We start from the raw sequence: 22,440 nt of genomic DNA, 5'->3' as shown, positions 1-22,440 counted from the left end.
TTCGCAATTGTCATTCCGAATGCCGATGGAATATAATGACTATAGTCAATAAATGACCACGGTCATAACGAGAGGAGTTCCACCTTGTTAAGGGAAGCTCGCAAACAGCAATTGAAGGAGCAAATTTTCTCGGAAGCGATCCGGTTGTTCAAGGAAAGAGGATACGACAACGTGACGGTGGAAGAAATCGTCCAACGATGCGGAGTGGCGAAAGGCACTTTTTTCAACTATTTTCCTAAGAAAGAAGGGCTGTTGCTTCACTTGGGAAGGTCTCAATTAGAGACGCTGAAGCAAATTCTCGAGAAGCATGGCGGCGCCGGTGATCCAAGAGAAAAGATATCGCTGATTTTTCGACAGTTGCTGTCCCGTTACCGGGAGCAATCCGATTCGGAACTGCTCAGGCTGGTCATCTCCGAAACGATCCGTTCCGCGTTGCTCATGAAGGAACAAACCGACCACATTACGCTGTTTCAACAAGGACTTGCGATGTTACTGGACGAAGCGATTGCTTCCGGCAGGTTAAAGACTCGGTTCCCTGCCCAAACGATTGCCTCCGTGCTCGTATCGCTGTACTTCAATTCGCTTATGACGGCTTCGGTGACAGATCATGCGGGAGTCGATCTTTATACTGCGATTCAGCGGGAGTTGGATTTGGTATGGGAAGGCATAATCGACCGATAAACTCAAATCAAAGGAGGGGTTAAAAATGATGGGTGCTATCGTTCTGCTCACATTCGCGATTTTGTTGTTGATTAGCGGATTACATTTCTACTGGGCGTTCGGCGGAAAATGGGGAGGGCAAGCGGTTATTCCGAGCAAGATCGGCGGCGGAGCGCTCTTCAGGCCTAGAACCGCGGAGACGGTTGGCGTGGCGGTCATTATGTTGGCCGTTGGCTTAATGTTGCTTGCCCAGAGCGAGCTCATAAACATAGAAGTCCCGAATCAAGTCACGCGATGGGGCTGCTTATTTTGCGGTTTCGTGTTCTTGATCCGGGCTGTCGGCGATTTCAAATATATGGGCTTTGCCAAGAAAATCAAAGGAACGCCGTTCGCGGCGAACGATACTCGGTTCTACAGTCCATTGTGCGTATACCTTGCCGCGGTTTTTGCGGCCGTGGCTTTATAAAATCATTTTTCTACTAACCATTATGGCTCGAAGCTGACATATTCTTGAGGGTTGGCACGAATATAGTCGCCAACGATCCTTATGCTTAGAGGGGCGAGGGTTTGAAAACGATTAAACAAGCCGTTCATCGTCCTTTGGAGCTCCGGATCATACTCTACATCGGTAGGAGAAGCGTCGCTCCAGCGCAAACCCAAACTAACGTTTCTGCCGTGGAGCATTTCTTCGGTCTCTTCAAGGAGAGCTAACAGGGAACGGTCGCCGAAGAAGCTCAATGCTCCTGTCACGCCGGTCCAATATCCCGGTTGATCGTGCAAATACGATGTCCAACCGTAAAGTTCCGCAGCGGAGTTTTTGGCATGGTCGTACATGACCCTGAACAGGCACAAAGCTTGCTGTCCCTTGGTCAACCCGGAGATGACTTGCGTTTTGACCGAGACGTTCTTGCCGCGAATTAGCCGGAAGGTCGGTTCCATGCAAGCTGAGCCGAGTCCCTCGTCGTTTAAAGAATCGAAATCCTGTTTGTTCATGGTTACTAATGTCATAACATCTCTCCTTTTTTTGACTGACACGAATGTCAACGAAAAGAGCAAAAATTTTTTCTATCCCCGCAAAACGGCCAAAGCCGATTCCACGATCTGTTCGAGTACGTGATTTAGCCGATCTTTGGAATCATTCTCTTCCATCCCCTGCGAAATGAGCTCCTGCTGCAGCCGGTCTAAATAACTCATCCCTTGCGACACGGCGCCCCAGAATTGCAAAGCCATTAGATTGGCGTCTCCTTGACGTATCGACCCTTGGCCGATGCCTTTCTCGACGGCTTGCTTCATCGGCTCGATGAAGCTCTTCATCCAATCGAACGGAGTATATTCCTCGGGCGTATACAAGTAATGGACATCAAGGCTTATTCTCATGTAAAACCGGGAGATCGCCGATTCTTCCAACACTTGCTTGCAAACCTTCCGCGCATATTCCGCAAACAATTCAAGGGCAGGGCCTTCTTGCTCGAAGTAGGATTTCGTGAACTTCCGCGTTCCGTCCATCATGTAATCGTGAAGCTCGCGAAACAAGCTTTGCTTCGACTTGAAATAGTGGTAGACCAGTCCGCGCGCCAGACCGGCTTTTTCAGCGATCTCGCCGATTTCGGAAGCGGCGTAGCCTTTTTCCGCATAAACGGCAATCGCTGCCCGCATAATTTCCTGCGATCGTTGTTTGCGTATTTCTTCGTTCTGTTCCTTCGTGCGTGGGGACATGTCGGTACCTCTTTTTCATTGACTTGCGTGTCAACGAAAACATACCGCACCTTATAACGATTGTCAATGTCTGGATAAGAATCGGTACTGGTTATTGAGAAACCATCGTGTATAATGGACGGTATTGGATAAGATATCCGGGAGGAAAAGGATAATGTACATAGGTAAAAAGCTGTTATTGTTAGGTTCTGGAGAGCTAGGTAAAGAGGTCATTATCGAGGCGCAGCGCCTAGGCATCGAAACCGTAGCGGTGGATCGTTACGAGCATGCGCCGGCCATGCAGGTCGCTCACCGGAGTTACGTCATCGACATGTTGGATCGTCAGGCGCTTCGCGAAGTGGTGGAGCGGGAGAAGCCGGACCTGATCGTACCGGAGATCGAGGCGATCGCGACCGCGGAGCTCGTCAAGCTTGAGGAAGAAGGGTACCGCGTTATCCCGACGGCTCGCGCGGCACAGTTGACGATGGATCGGGAAGGAATTCGGAGACTTGCTTCGGAAACTCTCGGCCTGCCCACGGCGGATTACCGTTTCGCGGACACGTATGAGCAATTCGCCCAAGCTGCCCGGGAAATGGGTTTTCCTTGCGTCGTTAAACCGTTAATGAGTTCATCGGGCAAAGGTCAAAGCGTTTGCCGTTCCGAGGACGATCTAGACCGTTGCTGGACGATCGCGATGGAAGGCGGACGCGTTCAACAGGCGAGAGTCATCGTCGAGGAATTCATTACTTTCGAATCGGAAATTACGCTGCTTACGGTTCGCGCGGCTAACGGAACGCTATTCTGCCCCCCGATCGGTCATATCCAGAAAGACGGGGACTACATCGAATCATGGCAGCCTCACGAAATGACGGACGAACAGATCGAAGAAGCGAAAAGAATCGCGGGAGTCATTACGGATGCGCTCGGCGGAGCGGGCATTTTCGGAGTGGAGCTATTCTTGGCCAAGGATAAAGTGTATTTCAGCGAAGTATCTCCTCGTCCTCACGATACGGGATTAGTGACGTTGGCGAGCCAGAACCTGTCCGAGTTCGCGCTGCACGTTCGGGCGATCTTAGGCTATCCGATCCCGGAAATCTATGTTTCGGCTCCGGGTGCCAGCCGGCCGCTCAAAGCGGATAAGGAATTGGCCGAATACCGGATTGAAGGAATCGGCGAAGCCTTGTCCGTTCCGCGGACGCAACTGCGCGTATTCGGCAAACCGGTGACGAAGATCGGACGCAGAATGGCCGTAACTCTATCTACCGGAAGCTCCGTCGCGGAAGCCCGCGAAAGAGCGAAGAAAGCGTTGGATTGCCTTCGGATTCAAGGGCAATAAAGCGTTCGATAGTCGGAAAAGTGCAAATAAACGGAGAATTGTTGTATGCTCATCCTCCCGAATGACCGTTATGATTAAAGAAGTAATCGGAACATAACGGATGGACATTCCCGGGAGGTAAGCACAATGGAATTCACGAAAATGCACGGACTAGGCAACGACTTCATCGTCGTAGCCGGAGAACAAGCCCTACCGGACAACGTCGCGGATTTGGCAGTACGGCTTTGCAACCGATTTTTCGGTATCGGCGCGGATGGCTTGGTTTATATTTTACCTTCCGACAAAGCGGACTTTAAGATGAGAATCATCAACTCCGACGGATCGGAAGCGGAGCAATGCGGCAATGCGATCCGTTGCGTATCGAAATACGTGTACGACAACGGGTTAACGGACAAAACGGAGCTGACGATCGAGACGCTGGGCGCAGGCGTTCAGCCCGTTCAATTGCAAACGGCGGGCGGCAAAGCCGAGCTCGTGACCGTAGATATGGGTCAACCGATCTTGAACGGCTTGGATGTGCCTACGACGATCGACGCGAATCCGGTCATCGGCCATTCCGTGTCGGTAGACGGCCGCGAATTTACCTTTACGGCCGTATCGATGGGCAATCCCCATTGCGTAATCTACGTGGACGACGCGCCCGGATTCGACCTGGCGACGTGGGGACCGAAGCTGGAGAAGCACCCGTTGTTCCCTCGCAAGATCAATGTAGAGTTCGCTACCGTTAACTCCCGCAGCCAAGTGGACATGCGCGTATGGGAACGCGGCGCAGGTCCGACGCTTGCATGCGGTACGGGCGCTTGCGCTACGCTGGTGTCTTCCTTCTTGAACGGATACACCGATCGCAAAGCGACCATATCCCTAGCCGGCGGCGATCTGTTGATCGACTGGAACGAAGACAACAACCGGATTTACATGACCGGTCCTGCCGCGTTCGTGTTTACGGGTCAAGCGTAAAAGGATATGGCGGCTTATATCGAAACTGTCTCCAAGCGGATGCTGCGGAGGCAGTTTTGCCTATTTTAAGCGAGCGGGTTTACATCTCCGGGGAACTATGCTATTGTTTATTTCGATACATATAGAAATATAAGTTTCGAACCGAGGTGAGTAGAAGATGGTCGAAGATAACGCGGACATGACGCAAGCGGTGAAAGTGTACAAAGCGTTAGGAGAACCGACAAGACTGAAAATCGCGATGTTGCTGACCGAGGAGAAAAATTTGTGCTGTTCCGATATCGGCAGCAAGCTTGAATCCGTGGCGGGTTCAACGTTGTCGCACCATCTGAAGCAGCTTACGGATTGCGGATTGCTTAATCTCCGCAAGGACGGAACGTATATTTACTATAGCGTAAATCGCGATATGGCGGAGAAGTACGCGCCTTATTTGTTGGCGTAAATTTTTTTAAGCTATATTTCTATATATTTAGAAATATAAAAACAAGAAACAATTATTTGGAGTGGAGAGAGGAGCATGATCAACATGTCGAATTCTTGGAAAATTTACATGCTGGCCGTCGTTAGTTTTCTGGTGGGAACGTCGGAAAATATTATCGCGGGAATATTGGATATGGTCGCGGATGACGTAGGGGTGTCGGTAGCCGCGGCAGGACAGTTAATTACCGTGTTCTCGCTTGCTTATGCTTTCGGTACGCCGGTTCTTATGGCGATCACCGCTAAAGTGGAACGACGGAAGCTTATGCTCGCGGCGTTGGGAGTATTCTTCGTAGGTAACGTAATCGCGGTAACGGCATCCGGTTACGTCTCGCTGATGGGCTCCCGGATAATATTGGCTCTTAGCACGGGAGTGTTCGTCGTGGTCGCGCTGACGGTTGCGGCTAAGCTGGCGCAGCCGGGCAAGCAGGGCAGCGCGATCGCTACGCTGGTCATGGGGTTCAGCACTTCGCTCATCATGGCGTGCCGCTCGGGAGAGTTATCGCTTCCTCCTATGATTGGAAGCTCATCTTCGTGGGCATCGGCATTCTCGGCTTGTTGGCCATGGCGGCGATCGTGCGTTTGATTCCGCAATCCGAAGGCGAGGCGCCGGTACCTGTCCGAGCCCAAATCGCCTTGCTCAAAAGCCCTCGAATCGCCGTCGCTTTATCGATTACGTTTTTTTGGATTTTCGGATATTCGATCGTATATACGTACATTTCCCCGTTCCTCCTCACGATTACCGGGATGAGCGAACGCGCCGTAAGCATCGGGCTGTTCGCATTCGGCGTGGCGAGCTTGATCGGCTCCAAGCTGGGAGGATTCAGCACGGATAGATGGGGGATCCCCCGCACGTTGGTCGGAGGAATGCTGCTTCATTCCGGAGTGTTATTTCTAATCGCCGCTTTTTCCCAATCTGCCGCGTTCATGTTTCCTCTATTAATGATATGGGCGTTCTCCGCATGGTCATCCGGGCCGACCCAGCAATATTACTTGATGACATTGGCTCCCGAAGCTTCCGGCATCATGTTAAGCTTGAATTCTTCGGTATTGCAGCTCGCTATGGCAGCGGGGGCGGGAATCGGAGGGGTCATCGTGGAAAGCGTGTCGCTATCCGCGATCGGCTGGCTCGGCGCCGCCGGCGTGGCGATCGCGGCCGCGATGGCCGCGGGATCGTTCGGTTTATCCGCGCGGGGGCGAGAGCTAGAATTGCGGAACAGAAATTGCGCGTACCCCAAGCGGACCCGGAAACGGCTTCCTCTTAACGGATAAAATTCCTTACAACCCGATCGATTAAGATCGGGTTTATCCATTTTCCCCGAAGCGAATTTGTGCTACATTTAGAATACTTTATCGAGGAAATGGATGGGAAGCTTCATGAAACCGGATTTGCGTACGGCGCTAGCTCTTAAGCCATTGGTCGGCGACGGCGCGATGGCCACTTACTTATATCAGCTCGGCTTGCCCGTGGGCGTATCGTTCGAGGAATTCAATCTGCTCAAGCCGGACGTAATCGCGGAAGTGCATCGCCGCTATGCGGCCGCCGGAGCGGAGATCATCGAAACCAATACGTACTCCGCGCAACAAAATAAATTGGCTAAATACGGTTTAGAGAAGAAAACCGAAGAAATCAACGCCGCGGGCGTGGCGATTGCCCGCAAAGCCGTCGGACAAGACGCTTACGTCGTCGGCTCGATCGGGGCCGTCAGAGGCGGCGCAGGCAAAAACGTCAGAACGGCGATCGTCAAAAGGGATTTCGAGGAACAGATCGGCGTTCTTCTCGGCTCGGGCGTCGACGGCTTATTGCTGGAAACGTTCTTCGATCTCGAAGAGCTATCATTAGCGTTATCCATTATTCGCAAGCAAAGCGATATTAGCGTCATTTGCCAGTTCGCCGTCGAGGATGCGCAGAGAACGCATGACGGCATTCCTCTGCCTGAAGCCTTTCGCCGGTTGAAGGGCGAAGGCGCCGACGTAATCGGCTTCAACTGCCGAAGCGGTCCTAACGGAATATTGCGCGCGCTGGAGACGATACCGCGGGATCTGGGCGTACCGTTAAGCGTATTCCCGAATGCCGGCATACCGGATTACGTCGACGGCCAAGTCATATATTCGGCAACGCCGGAATACTTCGCGTCTTCCGCGATTAAATTCGCGAATGCGGGCGCTCGGGTGATCGGCGGCTGCTGCGGAACGACTCCCGAGCATATTTCGGCGATCGCGGGCGCGCTTAAGGGCTATGCTCCTGTTGTGCAACCGATTATCCCCGAGGATGCTCAGCCTGGCAAGCCGGTTGAAGTCGTCGATGTACAACCGGCGGTCGCGGGCGACGGCAATGAGCCGCCGCAGGATGCGGAACCTAGCATCGTCGATCTCGTGCGTCAGCGGCACACGGTCATCGTCGAATTGGACCCTCCTCGCGATTTGGACATTTCGAAGTTCATGGCCGGGGCCCAGGCGCTGAAGGAAGCGAAAGCGGATGCCTTGACGATGGCGGATAACTCGCTTGCCGTGACGAGAATGAGCAACATGGCTTTAGCCGCGTTACTGAAAGAACGGGTAGGCATTCGGCCGCTGGCGCATATTGCCTGCCGCGATCGCAACCTTATCGGCACGCAAACGCATATGATGGGCTTCGACGCGCTTGGCATCGACCACGTGCTGGCGGTTACCGGGGATCCCGCCAAGTTCGGCGATTTGCCTGGATCCAGCTCCGTATACGATCTCACGTCGTTCGAGATCATACGGATGATCAAGCAACTGAACGACGGGATCGCTTTCTCGGGCAAGCCGCTAAAGCAGAAGGCCAAGTTCGTCGTAGGCGCGGCCTTTAATCCTAACGTTAAGCATTTGGACAAAGCCGTTCAACGTCTGGAGCGCAAAATATCGGCGGGCGCCGATTACATTATGACGCAGCCGGTATACGACCCGGAGCTGATCGTTCGCGTCGCGGAAATGACGAAGCACTTGAGCATCCCGATATTCATCGGCGTTTTCCCGCTGGCGAGCGGTCGCAACGCGGAATATCTTCACAACGAGGTGCCCGGCATTCAGCTCTCTGATTCGGTTCGTCAGCGGATGAGCGGCCTGGAGGGCGCGGCGCGCGCCGAAGGCGTCAAGATCGCCGAGGAGCTGCTCGACGTCGCGATGGAGCATTTCAACGGCATCTATTTAATGACTCCGTTCATGGCGTACGAGATGACCGTTTCCTTGACCGAATATGTCAGAAACAAGAGCAAGAGCATCCATTCCGGCAAGTAACCTGCTCCATCCTCTTGTCCCCCTTGGGGTTTTGAAGTACAATAAAGCAATAAATTGATAGCGAGAGTTCCCAAAGCGAAAATTTTGGAGCAACCTCTCCTTAATAAGAAGAGAATAGGCATTTTCAAGCCTGCAGTATGCGGCGAACCGCTTTCGGCAACACTGGAAGCAAAGTTCGGTATCCCGCTTATATGCTGCTTGGTAGGAATGACCGGAGGGAAAGTGCTAACCATGGCGATCAAGCTGATTAATATCGGATTTGGCAATATCGTTTCAGCGAATCGGATTATTTCAATCGTCAGTCCGGAATCGGCGCCGATTAAACGGATTATTCAAGAAGCGCGGGACCGACACATGCTGATCGACGCGACTTACGGCAGACGTACTCGCGCAGTTATTATTACGGACAGCGATCACGTTATTTTGTCGGCTGTCCAGCCGGAGACGGTTGCACACCGGTTGTCTACCAAAGACGACGAACACGATGAATGAATTGGGGACCACGATGAGCAGAGGTATATTATTCGTACTATCCGGACCTTCAGGGGTCGGCAAGGGCACGGTTTGCGCCGCGTTGCGACGCAATCTGCCGGAGCTGGTCTATTCCGTCTCGGCGACGACCCGGTCTCCCCGGGAAGGCGAACAGGACGGCGTCAATTATTTCTTCAAGACGCGCGAGCAATTCCATCAAATGATAGAAGCGGACGCGCTGCTAGAGCATGCGGAGTACGTCGGCAACTACTATGGTACGCCGCGCGATTTCGTGGAGAAGACGCTTTCCGAAGGCAAGGATATTATTCTAGAGATCGAAGTTCAGGGAGCGTTGAAGGTACGGGAGAAGTTCGCCGGCGGCGTGTTTATTTTCCTGATGCCTCCTTCCTTGAACGAATTGAAGCAAAGAATCGTAGGCAGAGGGACGGAGTCTCAAGCCACGATCGACCACAGGTTATCCGTCGCCGTGGAAGAGATGAACTTGCTGCATCATTACGATTACGCTGTCGTAAACGACGAGATCGATCAGGCGTGCGACCGAATCCGCTCTATTATAACGGCGGAGCATTGCAAGCGGGAGAGATTTCTGGGCGAGCTGTTCCAGCAGCTGGAAGTCGTCAAAACCGCAGATAACGTCTGAAAGAGGTGAAATCATGTTATATCCATCCATCGATGAATTGGTTAAGAAAGTGGACAGCAAATATACGTTGGTCGTAGCGGCTTCGAAGAGAGCCCGCGGCTTGCGCGAAGGCGTCATGTGCAATATCGGCGCGCCTAAGTCCCATAAATACGTTGGCGTCGCTTTGGAAGAAATTTATCACGAAGCCATCAAAGTCGAGCATCTGAAGTACGTTCCTACGGTTATCAAAGAATAGGGTTCGGATATCGATAAGATCGGCAGGAAAGGACAACCCCAGCGGTTGTTTTTTTTCTAGGGAGGGGGAACCATGAGCAAGACGCTGTCGGGAAAAACGATTCTATTAGGCGTGTCTGGCGGAATTGCCGCGTACAAGGCGGCTACGTTATGCAGTCGTCTTGTCAGCTTAGGAGCATCGGTAAGGGTCATGATGACGGAGGGGGCTACGCGCTTCATTACTCCCTTAACATTGCAGACGCTCACTCGCCATCCCGTCGCGACGGACGTTTTCGACGAGAAGGACGCTTCGATCGTTCAGCATATCGATTGGGCGGATTCCGCGGACCTTGCGGTAGTCGCGCCGGCCACGGCGAATTTAATAGCCAAGCTGGCGAACGGACTTGCGGATGATATGGTCAGCACGACGTTGCTGGCGACGACCGCGCCGTTATTGATCGCTCCTGCCATGAACGTGCATATGTGGGAGCATCCCGCCGTTATCGACAACGTAAACAAGCTTGCCTCGCGTGGCGCCATCTTCGTGGAACCGGGGACAGGCCAATTGGCGTGCGGCTACGTTGGCAAAGGACGGCTTGCAGAGCCGGATGAGATCGTGGAAGCGATCGTGTCCATGCTGGTCGGACCTAAGCCGTTGTCAGGCAAAAAGGTGCTCGTTACGGCAGGAGGAACGGTCGAGAGAATCGATCCCGTTCGCTACATCACGAATGATTCCTCCGGCAAAATGGGCTTTGCTATCGCGGAGGCGGCGAGAGATCGCGGCGCCGACGTTACGTTAATCTGCGGCAAGACGGAAGCGGCACCGCCTCACGGCGTCAACGTCGTCAAGATCGATTCCGCTTCGCAGATGCACGAGGCGGTCATGGAGAGGTTGCCGGGAATAGATATCGTAGTCAAGGCGGCAGCCGTAGCCGATTATCGCCCGTTGCACCAAGCCGCGTTGAAAATGAAAAAAACGGAAGAGGACCTGTCGCTGGTGCTTGTGCGCAACCCCGACATCTTGCAGGCCGTCGGCGAGTGGAAGTTTGCCCAGCCGGATCCGGATAAGCTGTTCGTTATCGGCTTCGCCGCGGAAACGAACGACGTGGAGAAGTACGCGATGGACAAGCTGAGACGGAAGAAGTGCGATCTTATCGTCGCGAATAACGTTGCGGACGCGGATAACGGATTCGGGACGGATACGAATGTCGTCAGCGTGTACGGTCCGCAAGGGCTGATCGAGCACGTTCCGCAGATGGCGAAGAGAGCGGTCGCGGAGCGGCTGCTCGATATCGCGCAAGAAAGGATCGGTTAGATGGCCGTTGCCAGAGTTATAGTAGACGTACCGAGCCGGGATACGGACCGCACGTTCGATTATTTAATCCCGGACCGGCTAGTCGGTTGGGTGGAGATCGGCAGCCGGGTAGCGGTCCCGTTCGGTCCGCGAAAGCTGCAAGGAATCGTAACCGGTCTTGCGGAGGACGCGGACGTCGAATACGCGAAGCTGAAGCCGCTCGACGATCTGCTGGACGCGGTGCCTCCGCTCTCGCCGGAATTGGTGGAGCTTGGCGAGTGGATGAGCAGAAGATGGCTATGCCCGCTTACGGTTGCTTTGCAAGCGATGCTCCCCGCCGCGTTGAAAGGACGAACGGAGAAATACGTGTTTCCGGCCGCAGGAGCAGTGTGGTCCGATGAAGAGACCGCCGAAAGTGGCGGTCTCTTGCTTGCGTTGCTGAAAGGCAAACCGATTAAGCTGACAAGCCTTCTGCAGCAATATCCGGAACAGGGGCATTTGCTCAAGCGTTGGCTTCGTCAAGGCAGGCTGGAGGAGCGTCAACGGGTAGAGGACCAATTGTCCGTCAAAACCGTTCTGACGGTATTCCCCGCCCTGCCGGAGAAGTTGCTTCAAGCCGTCGGGAGCATTCCCGTTAGGGCGAACAAACAACGGGAAGTGGCGCGATATTTGGCCGAGCACAACGAACCGATTGCCGTGACAAAGCTGACCGAAGCCGCGGAGACGACTTCATCTACGATCCGTTCGCTTGCAGAAAGAGGGCTGGTCGAGATCCGTTCGGTTACGGAGGATCGAGATCCTTATGCCGATAGGGATTTTCCGGCGTCTGTCCCGATGGAGCTGACGCCTAAGCAATCGGCGGCGTTAGCGCCGATTAGGTCGGCACTGGATTCGCGCGAAAATAAAACGTTCCTATTGCACGGAGTTACGGGGAGCGGCAAAACGGAAGTGTATCTGCAAGCGATTCAGCGTTGTTTGGAAATGGGGCGCGAAGCGATCGTCCTCGTACCGGAAATCGCCTTGACGCCGCAGATGGTCGAACGGTTCAAAAGTCGCTTCGGAGCGCGGGTAGCGGTGCTGCACAGCCGCTTGTCCAACGGGGAGCGTTACGACGAATGGCGCAAAATCAGGGAAGGCCGGGCCCAAGTAGCGGTAGGAGCCCGATCGGCTATTTTCGCGCCTTTCACTAGCATCGGACTTATCGTCATAGACGAAGAACACGAAACCTCCTATAAGCAAGAAGAGAGTCCGAAATATCATGCCCGCGACGTCGCGGTTGAGCGGGCTCGCCTGCACGATGCCGTTGTCGTCTTGGGATCGGCGACTCCCGCTCTCGAAACCTATGAAGCGGCGGTATATCGCGGGTTGGAAACCGGGCTCGACGGGACGGAGTATATCGCGTTGCCGGAAAGGGTCGCAAACCGGCCTCTTCCGGGCGTCCGGATCGTGGATATGCGGGAGGAGCTGAAGCTTGGCAACAGGGCCATGTTCAGCAGGCCGTTAGCCGATGCGATCAGGGATCGGTTGGAGAAACGGGAACAGATCGTATTATTGCTCAATCGTCGGGGATACGCCACTTTCGTCATGTGCCGATCTTGCGGATATACCGCCGCCTGTCCGCATTGCGAAATCTCGCTAACCTATCATAGAGGATCGCAAAATCTCCGTTGCCATTATTGCGGTTACTCGGAAGCCGAGCCAAAGGAGTGCCCGAGCTGCCAAAGTCCGCATATTCGTTTTTTCGGCACGGGCACGCAGAAGGTCGAAGAGTCGCTTGCCGCGACTTTTCCGGGTATCCGGGTTATTCGAATGGACGTGGATACGACTACGGAGAAGGGATCCCATGAGCGATGGTTGGCCGAATTCCGCGAACGTCGCGCGGACGTGCTGCTCGGTACGCAAATGGTAGCCAAAGGGCTGGATTTCCCGTATGTTACGTTAGTCGGCGTATTAGCCGCCGACGCCGCTTTGAGATTGCCGGATTTCCGGGCATCCGAGCGGACGTTCCAATTGTTGACGCAAGTAGCCGGGAGAGCCGGACGTCATAAACTGCCAGGGGAAGTCATTATCCAAACCTACGACCCCGAGCACGAGTCCATTACGTACGTGCAAGGTCATGATTATACGGGGTTCGTCGAGAGGGCTCTCGTGTTGCGCAAGCAGCTGGGCTATCCGCCGTACGGACGTCTTTTATCGGTCACGTTCTCGCACGAATCGGTGCCGATGTTGTTGTCTATCGGGGAGAGCTTTGCTACCGGAATGCGGGAGAAAGCGGCGGCGCTCGGGATCCGCAAAGATTTCGACATGGGCGGCCATGCCGCCATGGAAGTGCTAGGCCCGGTTTCTTCTCCGATCGCGAGATTGAAAGATCGCTACCGATTTCAATGTATGGTAAAATATCGAGGAGACGTAGACGCTAGCTTGTTGACCTCCCAAGTGCTCGCGGCTATAGGAGAAGCGGTTAAACGCGCGGGCGTTCAGATCAGCGTCGACGTGGATCCGCAGATGATGCTTTAGTTGAAAGTTCAAGAGAAACAACCTCTGTAATGAAGGATGGATGCCGTTATGTCAATTCGATTAATCGTGAAACACCCAGATTCCGTGCTTCGGGAAAGAGCGCAGGAAGTGACGAAGTTCAATGCCAACCTGCATAAATTGCTGGACGACATGGCGGATACGATGTATGATGCCGACGGAGTCGGGTTAGCTGCACCTCAGGTCGGGATATTGAAGCGTGTCATCGTCGTTGACGTAGGGGATGAACATGAGCTCATCGAGTTGGTCAATCCCGAGATCGTTTCCGCGGAAGGCGAGCAACTTGGACCCGAAGGCTGCCTTAGCATTCCGGGGCTTCAAGGAGACGTTCGCCGGGCGAACCGGATCGTGATCCGGGGCCAAGATCGCAACGGTAATCCGATACAATACGAGAGCACGGAATTTCTGTCGAGAGCGTTTCAGCATGAAGTAGATCATCTGAACGGCGTGCTATTCATCGACACGGCGGAATCCGTATACGAAGCGCGCAAGCATGACGATCAGGAGCAGGATGGAGATTAGAATGAAAATACTGTTTATGGGTACGCCGCAATTCGCCGTATCTTCTCTAGCGTTGCTGCTCGAACGCGGCTACGAGATCGCGGCGGTCGTCACGCAGCCCGATCGGCCAAAGGGACGCAAAAGGGAGCTTACTCCGTCGCCGGTTAAAGCTTATGCGTTAGAGCGCGGGCTTGCCGTTCTGCAGCCGGAGAAGCTGCGCTCGCCGGAAGGCGTTGCCGCGGTGACGGCAATTGCGCCCGATTTGATCGTAACGGCCGCTTACGGGCAAATTCTTCCGAAGTCGGTGCTGGATTTGCCGCGTTTCGGCTGCATTAACGTGCATGGCTCGTTGTTGCCGCGTTATCGCGGAGGAGCGCCGATTCAACGTTCGATTATTAACGGGGAAAAAGTGACGGGCGTTACGCTCATGTACATGGCGGAAGGTTTAGACACAGGGGATATGATCGCCAAGGTGGAAGTTCCGATTACCGACGAAGATACGGCGGGTACGATTTTCGACAAGCTTAGCGTCGCGGGCGCCGAGTTGTTGTTAGAATGGTTACCGCGCATAACGGACGGAACCGCCGGGCGAACTCCCCAGGAGGAGAGCGAAGCGACTTACGCGCCGAACCTGACGAGGGAAGACGAGAAGCTCGACTGGAATCGCGATTCGCGGCAGCTATTCAACCGGGTAAGAGGCCTCAGCCCGATGGCTGGCGGCTTCACGCATTTGGACGGCGAAGTATTCAAGGTGTGGAGCTTCCGAATTCCTGAAGCCGCCGATGGGGAGTTGCGTCCGGAGTGGGCGGCCATGGCTCCGGGCTCCGTATTGGAGACGGGCGCATACGGAATACGCGTTCGCACGGGTGACGGAAGTATCGTATTAAAGGAAGTTCAGCCAGCCGGCAAAAAAACGTTAGCGGCAGCGGAGTATGCCAAAGGCGCTCGGCTTGCTCCCGGTAAAATGCTCGGGTGATCCCGGGCTTTTTTTTGCTTGATGACGAGGTTTGATTTTGCTCCTCGGTATGGAAAACCTAAATAGAGAAAAACTTATAGTTCTCAAATACGGCATGTAACAGCTCTCGAGCATGCTTCCAGCGGCTGCGAAAGCGAAAATATAGACCTCACCTCAAGAAGAGATAGGATGCGAATGATGAAGAAACCAAGTCGATTGCCCGGCGGCAAACCGCAAGGGGCGCGAGAAGTCGCCATGAGCGTGCTTCACAACGTGGAGATGCTAGGCGCGTACAGCGGGCTAGAGCTTAACCAAGCTTTGCAAGCGTCCGAGCTTTCCCGTCCCGACGCGGCGCTGGCGACAGAGCTTGTCTACGGAACGATACAACGTTTGAACACGATCGATCACGATTTGAAAAGCCGGGTTAAAGGCTGGCCGAATAAAATAGAACCGTGGGTAAGAAGCTTGTTGCGTATGAGCTATTACCAATTGCGGTGGCTAACCCGGGTGCCAGCGCACGCGGCCGTGGACGAAGCGGTGCGAATCGCCAAGAAACGCGGACATGCCGGCATCGGCGGGCTCGTGAACGGCGTATTGCGCGGATTATTGAGGGAAGGTTTCGCTGCCGTGCTACCTGAAAGCATGCCCGCGGCGGAACGGATCTCGTTAACGCACAGCCATCCGCAATGGTTAGTCGAGCGGTGGATTTCGGAGTACGGGGAAAGCGTAACGGAACAAATGTGCACGGCGAACAACGAGCCGCCCCATGCTTCCGCGCGCGTCAACCGGATGAGAGCTTCCCGGGATCAAGTCGTCGCAGGATTGACGGACGCGGGAATGGAAGCGATCGCGTCTCCGTTAGCCCGCGAGGGCATTATCGCGCTGAAGGCTGGAAATCTGGTCCATTCCGATTGGTATAAGCAAGGATGGATTACGGTTCAAGACGAGAGCTCGATGCTGGTCGCGGCGGTCGCGAGCCCTAAGCCGGGCATGCGGGTGCTGGATTGCTGCGCGGCTCCGGGCGGCAAGACGACGCATTTGGCCGAAATCATGCGCAACGAAGGAAAAATAATCGCCAATGATGTGCATCCTCATAAGGAAGCTTTAATCAAGCAACAAGCCGAGCGACTTGGCTTAACGAGCGTGGAAACGATGACGGGGGATGCCCTGGAGTTGCCGAAGCGCATCGAGCCGCAGTCTTGCGACGTCGTCCTGTTGGACGCTCCGTGTTCGGGATTCGGCGTCATTCGCCGCAAGCCGGAAATCAAGTGGAACAAGACCGCTGAGGATATTGAAAGCCTATCCCGGCTTCAATCGGAATTGTTAAGCGCGGTTCAATCGCTCGTCAAGCCGGGAGGAGTGCTCGTCTACAGCACATGCACGATCGCGTCCGAGGAGAACGAGAGCACGATTAACAGATTCCTGTCGCAGCATCCTGATTTTACGCTGGATGCGAACTGGCCGGAAGAAGTTCTGACTCCAATACGCGAATCAGGAAAGCTTCCGGAAACGTTCGCGGGGATGCTGCAGCTTCTCCCCCAAATGTTCGGAAGCGATGGCTTTTTCATTGCCCGATTGCGGAAGCAATCCCAATAAATTTATGTTAAAATGAACGAATGGTGGTGACGAAATTGGATATTGAGGACAACGTTAAACCTTTTATTTACGACCTGACTTTAGAAGATATTCAACAATGGATCAAGGAGCAGGGGGAGCCTGCTTTCCGCGCGGGACAAATCTTCGATTGGCTATACGTGAAACGCGTAGGCTCCTTCGAGGAGATGTCGAACTTGCCGAAATCTCTTAGGGATAAATTGATTGCGGGCTTCCGTTTCATTACGCTTTCGGAGATCGCGAAGTTCGAATCCAAAGACGGAACGGTGAAGTTCCTGTTCGGCCTGCATGACGACCATGCGATCGAGACGGTTATCATGCGCCACAATTACGGCAATAGCGTCTGCGTGACTACCCAGGTCGGCTGCCGGATCGGATGTACGTTCTGCGCTTCCACGCTAGGCGGGCTCAAGAGGAGCTTAACGGCGGGAGAAATCATAGCGCAGGTAGTTCAATCGCAAAGAATACTCGATCCTCTTAACGAGCGTGTATCGAGTATTGTCATCATGGGTATCGGCGAACCCTTCGAGAACTATGACGCGACTATGCAGTTTCTGCGCACGATGATTCATCCGAAAGGATTGAATATCGGAGCTAGGCACATCACGGTGTCGACCAGCGGAATCGTGCCTAGCATGATCAAGTTCGCGGACGAGAATACGCAGATCAATCTGGCGATTTCCATTCATGCGCCTAACGATACGCTTAGATCTAAGCTTATGCCCGTCAACAGAAGATTTCCGTTCGCGGACGTTATGGATGCCTGCAAGTATTATATCGAGAAAACCGGACGGAGAATTACGTTCGAATATGCTTTGATCGGCGGAGTAAACGACCGTCCCGAGCATGCGGAGGAGCTGGGCAACGTGCTTCAAGGCATGTTGTGCCACGTCAACCTCATTCCCGTCAACTATGTGCCCGAGCGCAATTACGTTAGAACGCCAAGGGACGATATTTTCGAATTCCAGCGCGTATTGCAGAAGAAAAACGTGAACGTTACGATTCGCAGAGAGCAAGGCCATGACATTGCTGCCGCTTGCGGACAATTGCGGGCGAAGCACATGGAGACGACGACGGGGTGATAGGTGTGAAAACGGTATTGCGGAGTCATGTCGGCAAAGTTAGGCAGATTAATGAAGACCAAGCCTGGAGCGGGAGTCTGCCTAGCGGCATTACGGTCGCGATCGTTGCGGACGGGATGGGGGGCCATCGTGCCGGCGACGTAGCCAGCGCGCTTGCGGTAGATAGCATGGTGCAATCGTTGCAAGCGTGGGGAGAAGGTTCTTCCCTAATAGGAGGCGCCTCTCCGTTAACGGATATGATTCGCAAAGCCAACAAGGTCGTCTACGAAACGGCTTCCTTAAACGAGCAATATCACAATATGGGAACAACGGTCGTCGCGGCATTGGTAGAAGGAAGCACCGGTTTGATCGGCCATATCGGAGATAGCCGGGCTTATCGGCTCCGTGCCGGCCGTTTGGAGCAATTGACCGAGGATCATACTCTCGTGAACGAGCTGACGAAATCCGGGCAGCTAAGCCCGGAGGAGGCTGCCCACCATCCAAGGCGCAACGTGTTGACCAGAGCTCTCGGAACCGATCGGGAAGTCGAGGTGGACGTCCAGTTCATCGACTGGCAACTCGGCGACCGGATTTTGTTATGCAGCGACGGGCTTAGCGGTCTTGTCGAAGATTCCGTTATCGAAGCTACGTTAGGCGATTCCGGCTCGCATTTGGAACAGCAAGCCGAGAAGTTGATAGATCTGGCGTTAGCGGCAGGCGGAGACGACAACATTACCGTCGTACTCGTCTCTGACGAAGGATTGGCTAATGCCACAGGAGGGGAAACAGCATGATCGGACTTACGCTTAGCGGGCGTTACGAACTGCTGGCTCGTGTTGGCGGCGGCGGTATGGCGCTAGTATATAAAGCACGGGACTTATTGTTGAACCGTTTCGTAGCCGTAAAAGTGTTAAGGCAGCAATTCACGCACGATGACGATTTCGTCAAGCGGTTCCGCCGCGAAGCGCAGGCGGCCGCGTCTTTGTCGCATCCTAACATCGTAAGCATTTACGATGTCGGACAAGTCGAAGATACCCACTATATCGTCATGGAATTCATCGATGGCGCTAACTTGAATGAAATCATTCGCGACAGGGCGCCTCTGCAAGTCGACGAAGCCGTCAAAATCACGGCTCAAATATGCGATGCGTTGGAACACGCCCATCATAATCAAATTATTCATCGCGACATTAAACCTCATAATATATTGATCGGCAACAACGGAAGAGTGAAGGTGACGGATTTCGGTATCGCCCGGGCCGTAACTTCTTCGACGATTACCCAGACGGGTTCCGTTATCGGTTCCGTTCATTATTTCTCCCCGGAGCATGCCAAAGGCGTCGCCACGGGCGAGAAATCGGACTTGTATTCGTTGGGGATCGTCCTGTACCAGATGCTGACGGGCAGATTGCCTTTCCTCGGCGAGAGTCCGATAAGCGTTGCGCTTAAGCATCTGCAGGAGCCGTTCGAACAGCCGCGGAAAGTGAATCCCTATATTCCGCAGAGCGTGGAAAACGTCATTCTACGGGCGATGCGCAAAAATCCCCAGGAGCGGTACCAGTCCGCACGGGAAATGCTGTCCGATCTGGAAACGTGCTTGCAGCCGCAACGGTTGACCGAGCCTGCGGTGCAATATTCGAGCGACGAGGACAACGAAGAGGACAAAACGAAAGTCATGCCGGCAATCCGGCCGGATATGATCAACACGATCGAAGCTCCCGCGGTTAAAGTATCCAATTCCAATCAGGAGGAACGTTGGAATTCCGACGGCTTAACCGAACCGAAGCGCAAATGGGTTTTGCCGACCGTTCTAGGGGTGTTGGCGGTCGTCTTAATCGCGGTGTTGATCTGGGCCGTATCCGCGCTGAAGCAACAGATGCCGGATGACGTGATGGTTCCGAATATGGTCGGCAAGAAGCTGGAGGAAGCGAAAGAAGAATTGATCGCCGCCGGCTTTACGATCGCGGATCCGATTTTGTACGAAGTCGTCGAAGACAAGGATCCAGACATCGTTATTAAGCAGGATAAGGTTAACATGGAAGCCAAAGAAGGTTCGCCTATCCAGCTTACGGTCAGTAAGGCCAAGGATCTTCCTCCGATGCCGGACTTAGCGGGTAAAACCCTAGGCGAAGCAAAAGAGATTCTAATGGACATGGGCGTTAAATCGGGTAATATCGGCACGAATCCCGTATTCGACGAAAGCGAGCCCGATACGGTTCTGGATCAAGTTCCGGCGAAGGATGAATTGTTCGACCCTACTACTGCCGTGATTAACCTGAAGATCAGCAAGGGCGAAGAAGCTTTCCCGATGCCGAAACTTCTCGATAAGACGGAATCGGAAGCAAAGGCGATCCTCCTGAGTAAGAACCTGTCGGAAGGCAAAATTTTTAGAGAACCAAGCTATTCCCCTAAGGGAAAGGTGTTCAAGCAATCGGTTGAAGAGAACGAGATGGTAACGCCCGATACGGAAATCATGATCTGGGTAAGCAGCGGATATCCGGAAGACTCCAGGGAGCAGAAGATAAACGTTACGGTGTTCCCGACCGTCGAAGGACAGACGAGTAAATTCAGAATCGTATATTCCGACGCGACGGGCGACAATATCGAGGGAGGCACGTATAAGATCAGTTCGACGACGTCGATCCCGATCACCCTCATTTTGTCACCGTCCAAAGATGGACTTGTTACGATCTACCGGGACGGACAGGTCGTACAGACGGAACCCGTTCCTTATCGCGTAATCCCAGCCGATACCACCCAGGAACCTGATCCCGGTACTATTGACGACGGGACGGCTTCCGAAGGAGTTCCGGAAACCGATGAAGGATCGATTCCGGTAGATGGAGAAATTACGGAATCGGAATAAAATAATCACTAGAGCCGATTCGGGCTAGGAGAAGGGGTTGTTTCTGAGTGCCCGAGGGCTTAATCGTTAAAGCTTTAAGCGGATATTACTACGTGCAAAACGCCGAAGGCGGGAATCCGGTACAATGCCGGGGCCGAGGAATATTCAAGAAAAGAGGGGAATCGCCGTTGGTCGGCGATCGCGTCGTGTACAGCGAGACGGAGAACGGGGAAGGAGCGGTCGAGGAAATATTGCCGCGCGCTTCGGAGTTGATCCGTCCGCAGATCGCGAACGCCGATCTGGCTATCCTCGTTTTTTCCGTCGTGCGTCCCGAGCTTAGCTTCGTTTTGCTGGATAAGTTCCTGGTGCACACCGAACATGCCCGCATGGATGCCATAATCGTGCTTACGAAGATGGATCGTATTCCGAAGGGGGAAGAAGGGGAGGCCATTCGCCGGACGGCGGATAAAGCCCGAGCCTTGTATACCTCCATCGGTTATCAGGTATTGCTTACAAGCGCCCACGAAGGCGAGGGGATGGATGAATTGCGTTCCGCCCTGGCCGGGCACATCAATATGCTTGCCGGACAATCGGGCGTCGGTAAGTCCTCGCTCGTGAACGCGCTCGTGCCGGGCCTAAAGCTGGAGACGAACGAGATTAGCGACAAGCTAGGCCGAGGGAAGCATACTACCCGTCACGTAGAGCTCGTTCCGATTGCCGGAGGCGGATACATGGCGGATACTCCCGGGTTCAGCCAGCTTGATTTCGCGGAGCTTGGAATCGATGAAATCGGTTCCTGCTTCCGTGAGTTCGCCGAATGGTCTCCCTCGTGCAAGTTCCGCGGCTGCACGCACACCCATGAGCCTCATTGCGCCGTATTGCAGGCGAAGGAACAGGGACTAATCGCGGAAAGCCGGTACGACAATTACGTCAGCTTCATGACGGAATGGAAAGAAACCAAGCGGAGGTATTAATCACATGACAATAATCGCACCCTCCATTCTTGCTTCCGATTTCGCTTCGCTCGGAGATGAAATCCGCAGTATCGAAGCAGCGGGAGCGGATTGGGTACATATCGATATTATGGATGGGCACTTCGTGCCGAATCTCACGTTCGGGCCGCCTGTCGTGGCGATGATTCGCCCGGTAACGAAATTGTTCTTCGATGCCCACCTCATGGTCGAGAACCCTCAATCGTTGTTTCCGGCATTAGCAGCGGCAGGAGCGGACCGGATCACCGTTCATGCGGAAGCCTGCGTACATCTTCAACGGACTCTCTCGGAAATTAAGGGACTCGGAATGAAAGCTGGAGTCGCGTTAAACCCGCAGACGCCATTATCCGTTCTGGAATATATACTGGATGATATCGATCTCGTTCTGATTATGACGATCAATCCCGGTTTCGGAGGCCAATCTTTCCTGCCGTCGATGCTGCCGAAGCTTCGTCAGCTCCGCGAAATGCTGGAGCGTCACGGACGTCAAGACATCCACGTTCAAGTGGATGGAGGCATTAATGCCGAAACCGCCGCGCTTGTAAGGGAAGCGGGGGCGAATTCATTAGTGGCGGGAACGTACATTTTCGGCCATGAGAATCGCGCTGCCGCAATTGCTTCCCTGCGATAAGGGGTTAATCTTCGAGAAATGGGCTCCTTCCTCCGATTTGTCTGGTATAGGACAAATTCAAGGCCGCATACATTGGAATCAATAGCGCGCTTCGAACGTTAGAAGCCCGGCAAGGGTTCAGCCTGCGGAGGAGGGATGGGACGATGAAGTTTTACACCATCAAGCTGCCGAAATTTTTGGGTGGCTTCGTCAAAGCGATTCTCAACACGTTTCACAAAAATTGACGCCTTTGAAGGCATTCATCACGAAAAAAAGAACCGTCAGGATCACCTGACGGTTTTTCT

General features: G+C 53.8%; 22 protein-coding genes and 1 pseudogene. 21 read left to right on the top strand and 2 right to left on the bottom strand.

The genetic code is table 11. The features are described from left to right. Positions 1–84 precede the first annotated feature (84 nt). Together FPL14_RS02955 and FPL14_RS02950 are read left to right on the top strand one after the other, a co-directional pair. Positions 85–681 carry a TetR/AcrR family transcriptional regulator gene (locus tag FPL14_RS02955; RefSeq protein WP_182301626.1) on the top strand — a complete coding sequence of 199 codons (597 nt, stop codon included), beginning with the start codon at positions 85–87 and terminating at the stop codon, positions 679–681. A 25-nt stretch (positions 682–706) separates the two neighbouring features. Continuing rightward, on the top strand, positions 707–1,126 hold the full coding sequence (locus FPL14_RS02950; RefSeq protein WP_182301625.1) for a DUF3995 domain-containing protein: 420 nt from the start codon (positions 707–709) through the stop codon (positions 1,124–1,126). A gap of 20 nt (positions 1,127–1,146) precedes the next feature. Here FPL14_RS02950 and FPL14_RS02945 read toward each other — a convergent pair whose 3' ends face one another. Continuing rightward, positions 1,147–1,668 carry a hypothetical protein gene (locus FPL14_RS02945; RefSeq protein ID WP_182301624.1) on the bottom strand — a complete coding sequence of 174 codons (522 nt, stop codon included), beginning with the start codon at positions 1,666–1,668 and terminating at the stop codon, positions 1,147–1,149. A 57-nt stretch (positions 1,669–1,725) separates the two neighbouring features. Beyond that, a complete protein-coding gene (locus tag FPL14_RS02940; RefSeq protein WP_182301623.1) occupies positions 1,726–2,376 on the bottom strand; it encodes a TetR/AcrR family transcriptional regulator in 651 nt (216 codons plus the stop codon). A 154-nt stretch (positions 2,377–2,530) separates the two neighbouring features. On the opposite strand from FPL14_RS02940, the gene purT reads away from it, so the two are divergent. From purT to spoVM, 19 genes and pseudogenes are all read left to right on the top strand, one after another. Continuing rightward, positions 2,531–3,691 (top strand): phosphoribosylglycinamide formyltransferase 2, encoded by a 1,161-nt coding sequence (purT, locus tag FPL14_RS02935; protein WP_182301622.1) that lies wholly within the window; start codon positions 2,531–2,533, stop codon positions 3,689–3,691. Positions 3,692–3,817: 126 nt separating this feature from the next. Further along, complete coding sequence (gene dapF, locus FPL14_RS02930) at positions 3,818–4,648, top strand: diaminopimelate epimerase (RefSeq protein ID WP_182301621.1); 831 nt, start codon at positions 3,818–3,820, stop codon at positions 4,646–4,648. Positions 4,649–4,805: 157 nt separating this feature from the next. Beyond that, entirely contained in the window at positions 4,806–5,087 is a 282-nt protein-coding gene (locus FPL14_RS02925; protein WP_182301620.1) for an ArsR/SmtB family transcription factor, read from the top strand. A gap of 84 nt (positions 5,088–5,171) precedes the next feature. Next, positions 5,172–6,394 (top strand): annotated as a pseudogene (locus FPL14_RS30445) (MFS transporter). A 105-nt stretch (positions 6,395–6,499) separates the two neighbouring features. Further along, positions 6,500–8,383: a bifunctional homocysteine S-methyltransferase/methylenetetrahydrofolate reductase gene (locus tag FPL14_RS02915; protein ID WP_182301619.1), complete on the top strand. Its 1,884-nt coding sequence runs from the start codon at positions 6,500–6,502 to the stop codon at positions 8,381–8,383. Between the two features lie 231 nt (positions 8,384–8,614). Next, on the top strand, positions 8,615–8,875 hold the full coding sequence (gene remA / locus FPL14_RS02910; protein WP_027084220.1) for an extracellular matrix/biofilm regulator RemA: 261 nt from the start codon (positions 8,615–8,617) through the stop codon (positions 8,873–8,875). Positions 8,876–8,888: 13 nt separating this feature from the next. Continuing rightward, entirely contained in the window at positions 8,889–9,515 is a 627-nt protein-coding gene (gene gmk / locus FPL14_RS02905; RefSeq protein WP_182301618.1) for a guanylate kinase, read from the top strand. A 13-nt stretch (positions 9,516–9,528) separates the two neighbouring features. Beyond that, the gene (rpoZ, locus tag FPL14_RS02900; protein WP_182301617.1) at positions 9,529–9,750 is read left to right on the top strand and encodes a DNA-directed RNA polymerase subunit omega; all 222 of its coding nucleotides are present in this window, start codon (positions 9,529–9,531) and stop codon (positions 9,748–9,750) included. A gap of 72 nt (positions 9,751–9,822) precedes the next feature. Then, positions 9,823–11,043, top strand: a complete 1,221-nt coding sequence (gene coaBC, locus FPL14_RS02895) for a bifunctional phosphopantothenoylcysteine decarboxylase/phosphopantothenate--cysteine ligase CoaBC (RefSeq protein ID WP_182301616.1) — start codon at positions 9,823–9,825, stop codon at positions 11,041–11,043. Continuing rightward, positions 11,044–13,539 carry a primosomal protein N' gene (gene priA, locus FPL14_RS02890; protein ID WP_182301615.1) on the top strand — a complete coding sequence of 832 codons (2,496 nt, stop codon included), beginning with the start codon at positions 11,044–11,046 and terminating at the stop codon, positions 13,537–13,539. Between the two features lie 48 nt (positions 13,540–13,587). After that, positions 13,588–14,079, top strand: a complete 492-nt coding sequence (gene def / locus FPL14_RS02885) for a peptide deformylase (protein ID WP_182301614.1) — start codon at positions 13,588–13,590, stop codon at positions 14,077–14,079. Position 14,080: 1 nt separating this feature from the next. After that, a complete protein-coding gene (gene fmt, locus FPL14_RS02880) occupies positions 14,081–15,034 on the top strand; it encodes a methionyl-tRNA formyltransferase (RefSeq protein WP_182301613.1) in 954 nt (317 codons plus the stop codon). 174 nt (positions 15,035–15,208) lie between these two features. Beyond that, positions 15,209–16,609, top strand: coding sequence for a 16S rRNA (cytosine(967)-C(5))-methyltransferase RsmB (gene rsmB, locus FPL14_RS02875; RefSeq protein WP_229263755.1), 1,401 nt, complete (start codon positions 15,209–15,211; stop codon positions 16,607–16,609). 35 nt (positions 16,610–16,644) lie between these two features. After that, a complete protein-coding gene (gene rlmN / locus FPL14_RS02870) occupies positions 16,645–17,709 on the top strand; it encodes a dual-specificity RNA methyltransferase RlmN (RefSeq protein ID WP_407644641.1) in 1,065 nt (354 codons plus the stop codon). Positions 17,710–17,714: 5 nt separating this feature from the next. After that, the gene (locus FPL14_RS02865; RefSeq protein ID WP_182301611.1) at positions 17,715–18,482 is read left to right on the top strand and encodes a Stp1/IreP family PP2C-type Ser/Thr phosphatase; all 768 of its coding nucleotides are present in this window, start codon (positions 17,715–17,717) and stop codon (positions 18,480–18,482) included. After that, positions 18,479–20,554 carry a Stk1 family PASTA domain-containing Ser/Thr kinase gene (gene pknB / locus FPL14_RS02860; protein ID WP_182301610.1) on the top strand — a complete coding sequence of 692 codons (2,076 nt, stop codon included), beginning with the start codon at positions 18,479–18,481 and terminating at the stop codon, positions 20,552–20,554. Before FPL14_RS02865 ends, pknB begins: the two co-directional genes overlap by 4 nt. Before the next feature lie 47 nt (positions 20,555–20,601). Next, complete coding sequence (gene rsgA / locus FPL14_RS02855; RefSeq protein ID WP_182301609.1) at positions 20,602–21,507, top strand: ribosome small subunit-dependent GTPase A; 906 nt, start codon at positions 20,602–20,604, stop codon at positions 21,505–21,507. A gap of 4 nt (positions 21,508–21,511) precedes the next feature. Next, positions 21,512–22,156 (top strand): ribulose-phosphate 3-epimerase, encoded by a 645-nt coding sequence (rpe, locus tag FPL14_RS02850; protein WP_182301608.1) that lies wholly within the window; start codon positions 21,512–21,514, stop codon positions 22,154–22,156. A 143-nt stretch (positions 22,157–22,299) separates the two neighbouring features. Further along, a complete protein-coding gene (spoVM, locus tag FPL14_RS02845; protein ID WP_041064529.1) occupies positions 22,300–22,380 on the top strand; it encodes a stage V sporulation protein SpoVM in 81 nt (26 codons plus the stop codon). Positions 22,381–22,440: the final 60 nt, after the last annotated feature.

It is taken from the genome of Cohnella cholangitidis, from assembly GCF_014107495.1.
In the GTDB taxonomy this organism is placed as follows: Bacteria; Bacillota; Bacilli; order Paenibacillales; family Paenibacillaceae; genus Cohnella; species Cohnella cholangitidis.
This window is presented reverse-complemented; position numbering and strand designations above follow the sequence as displayed.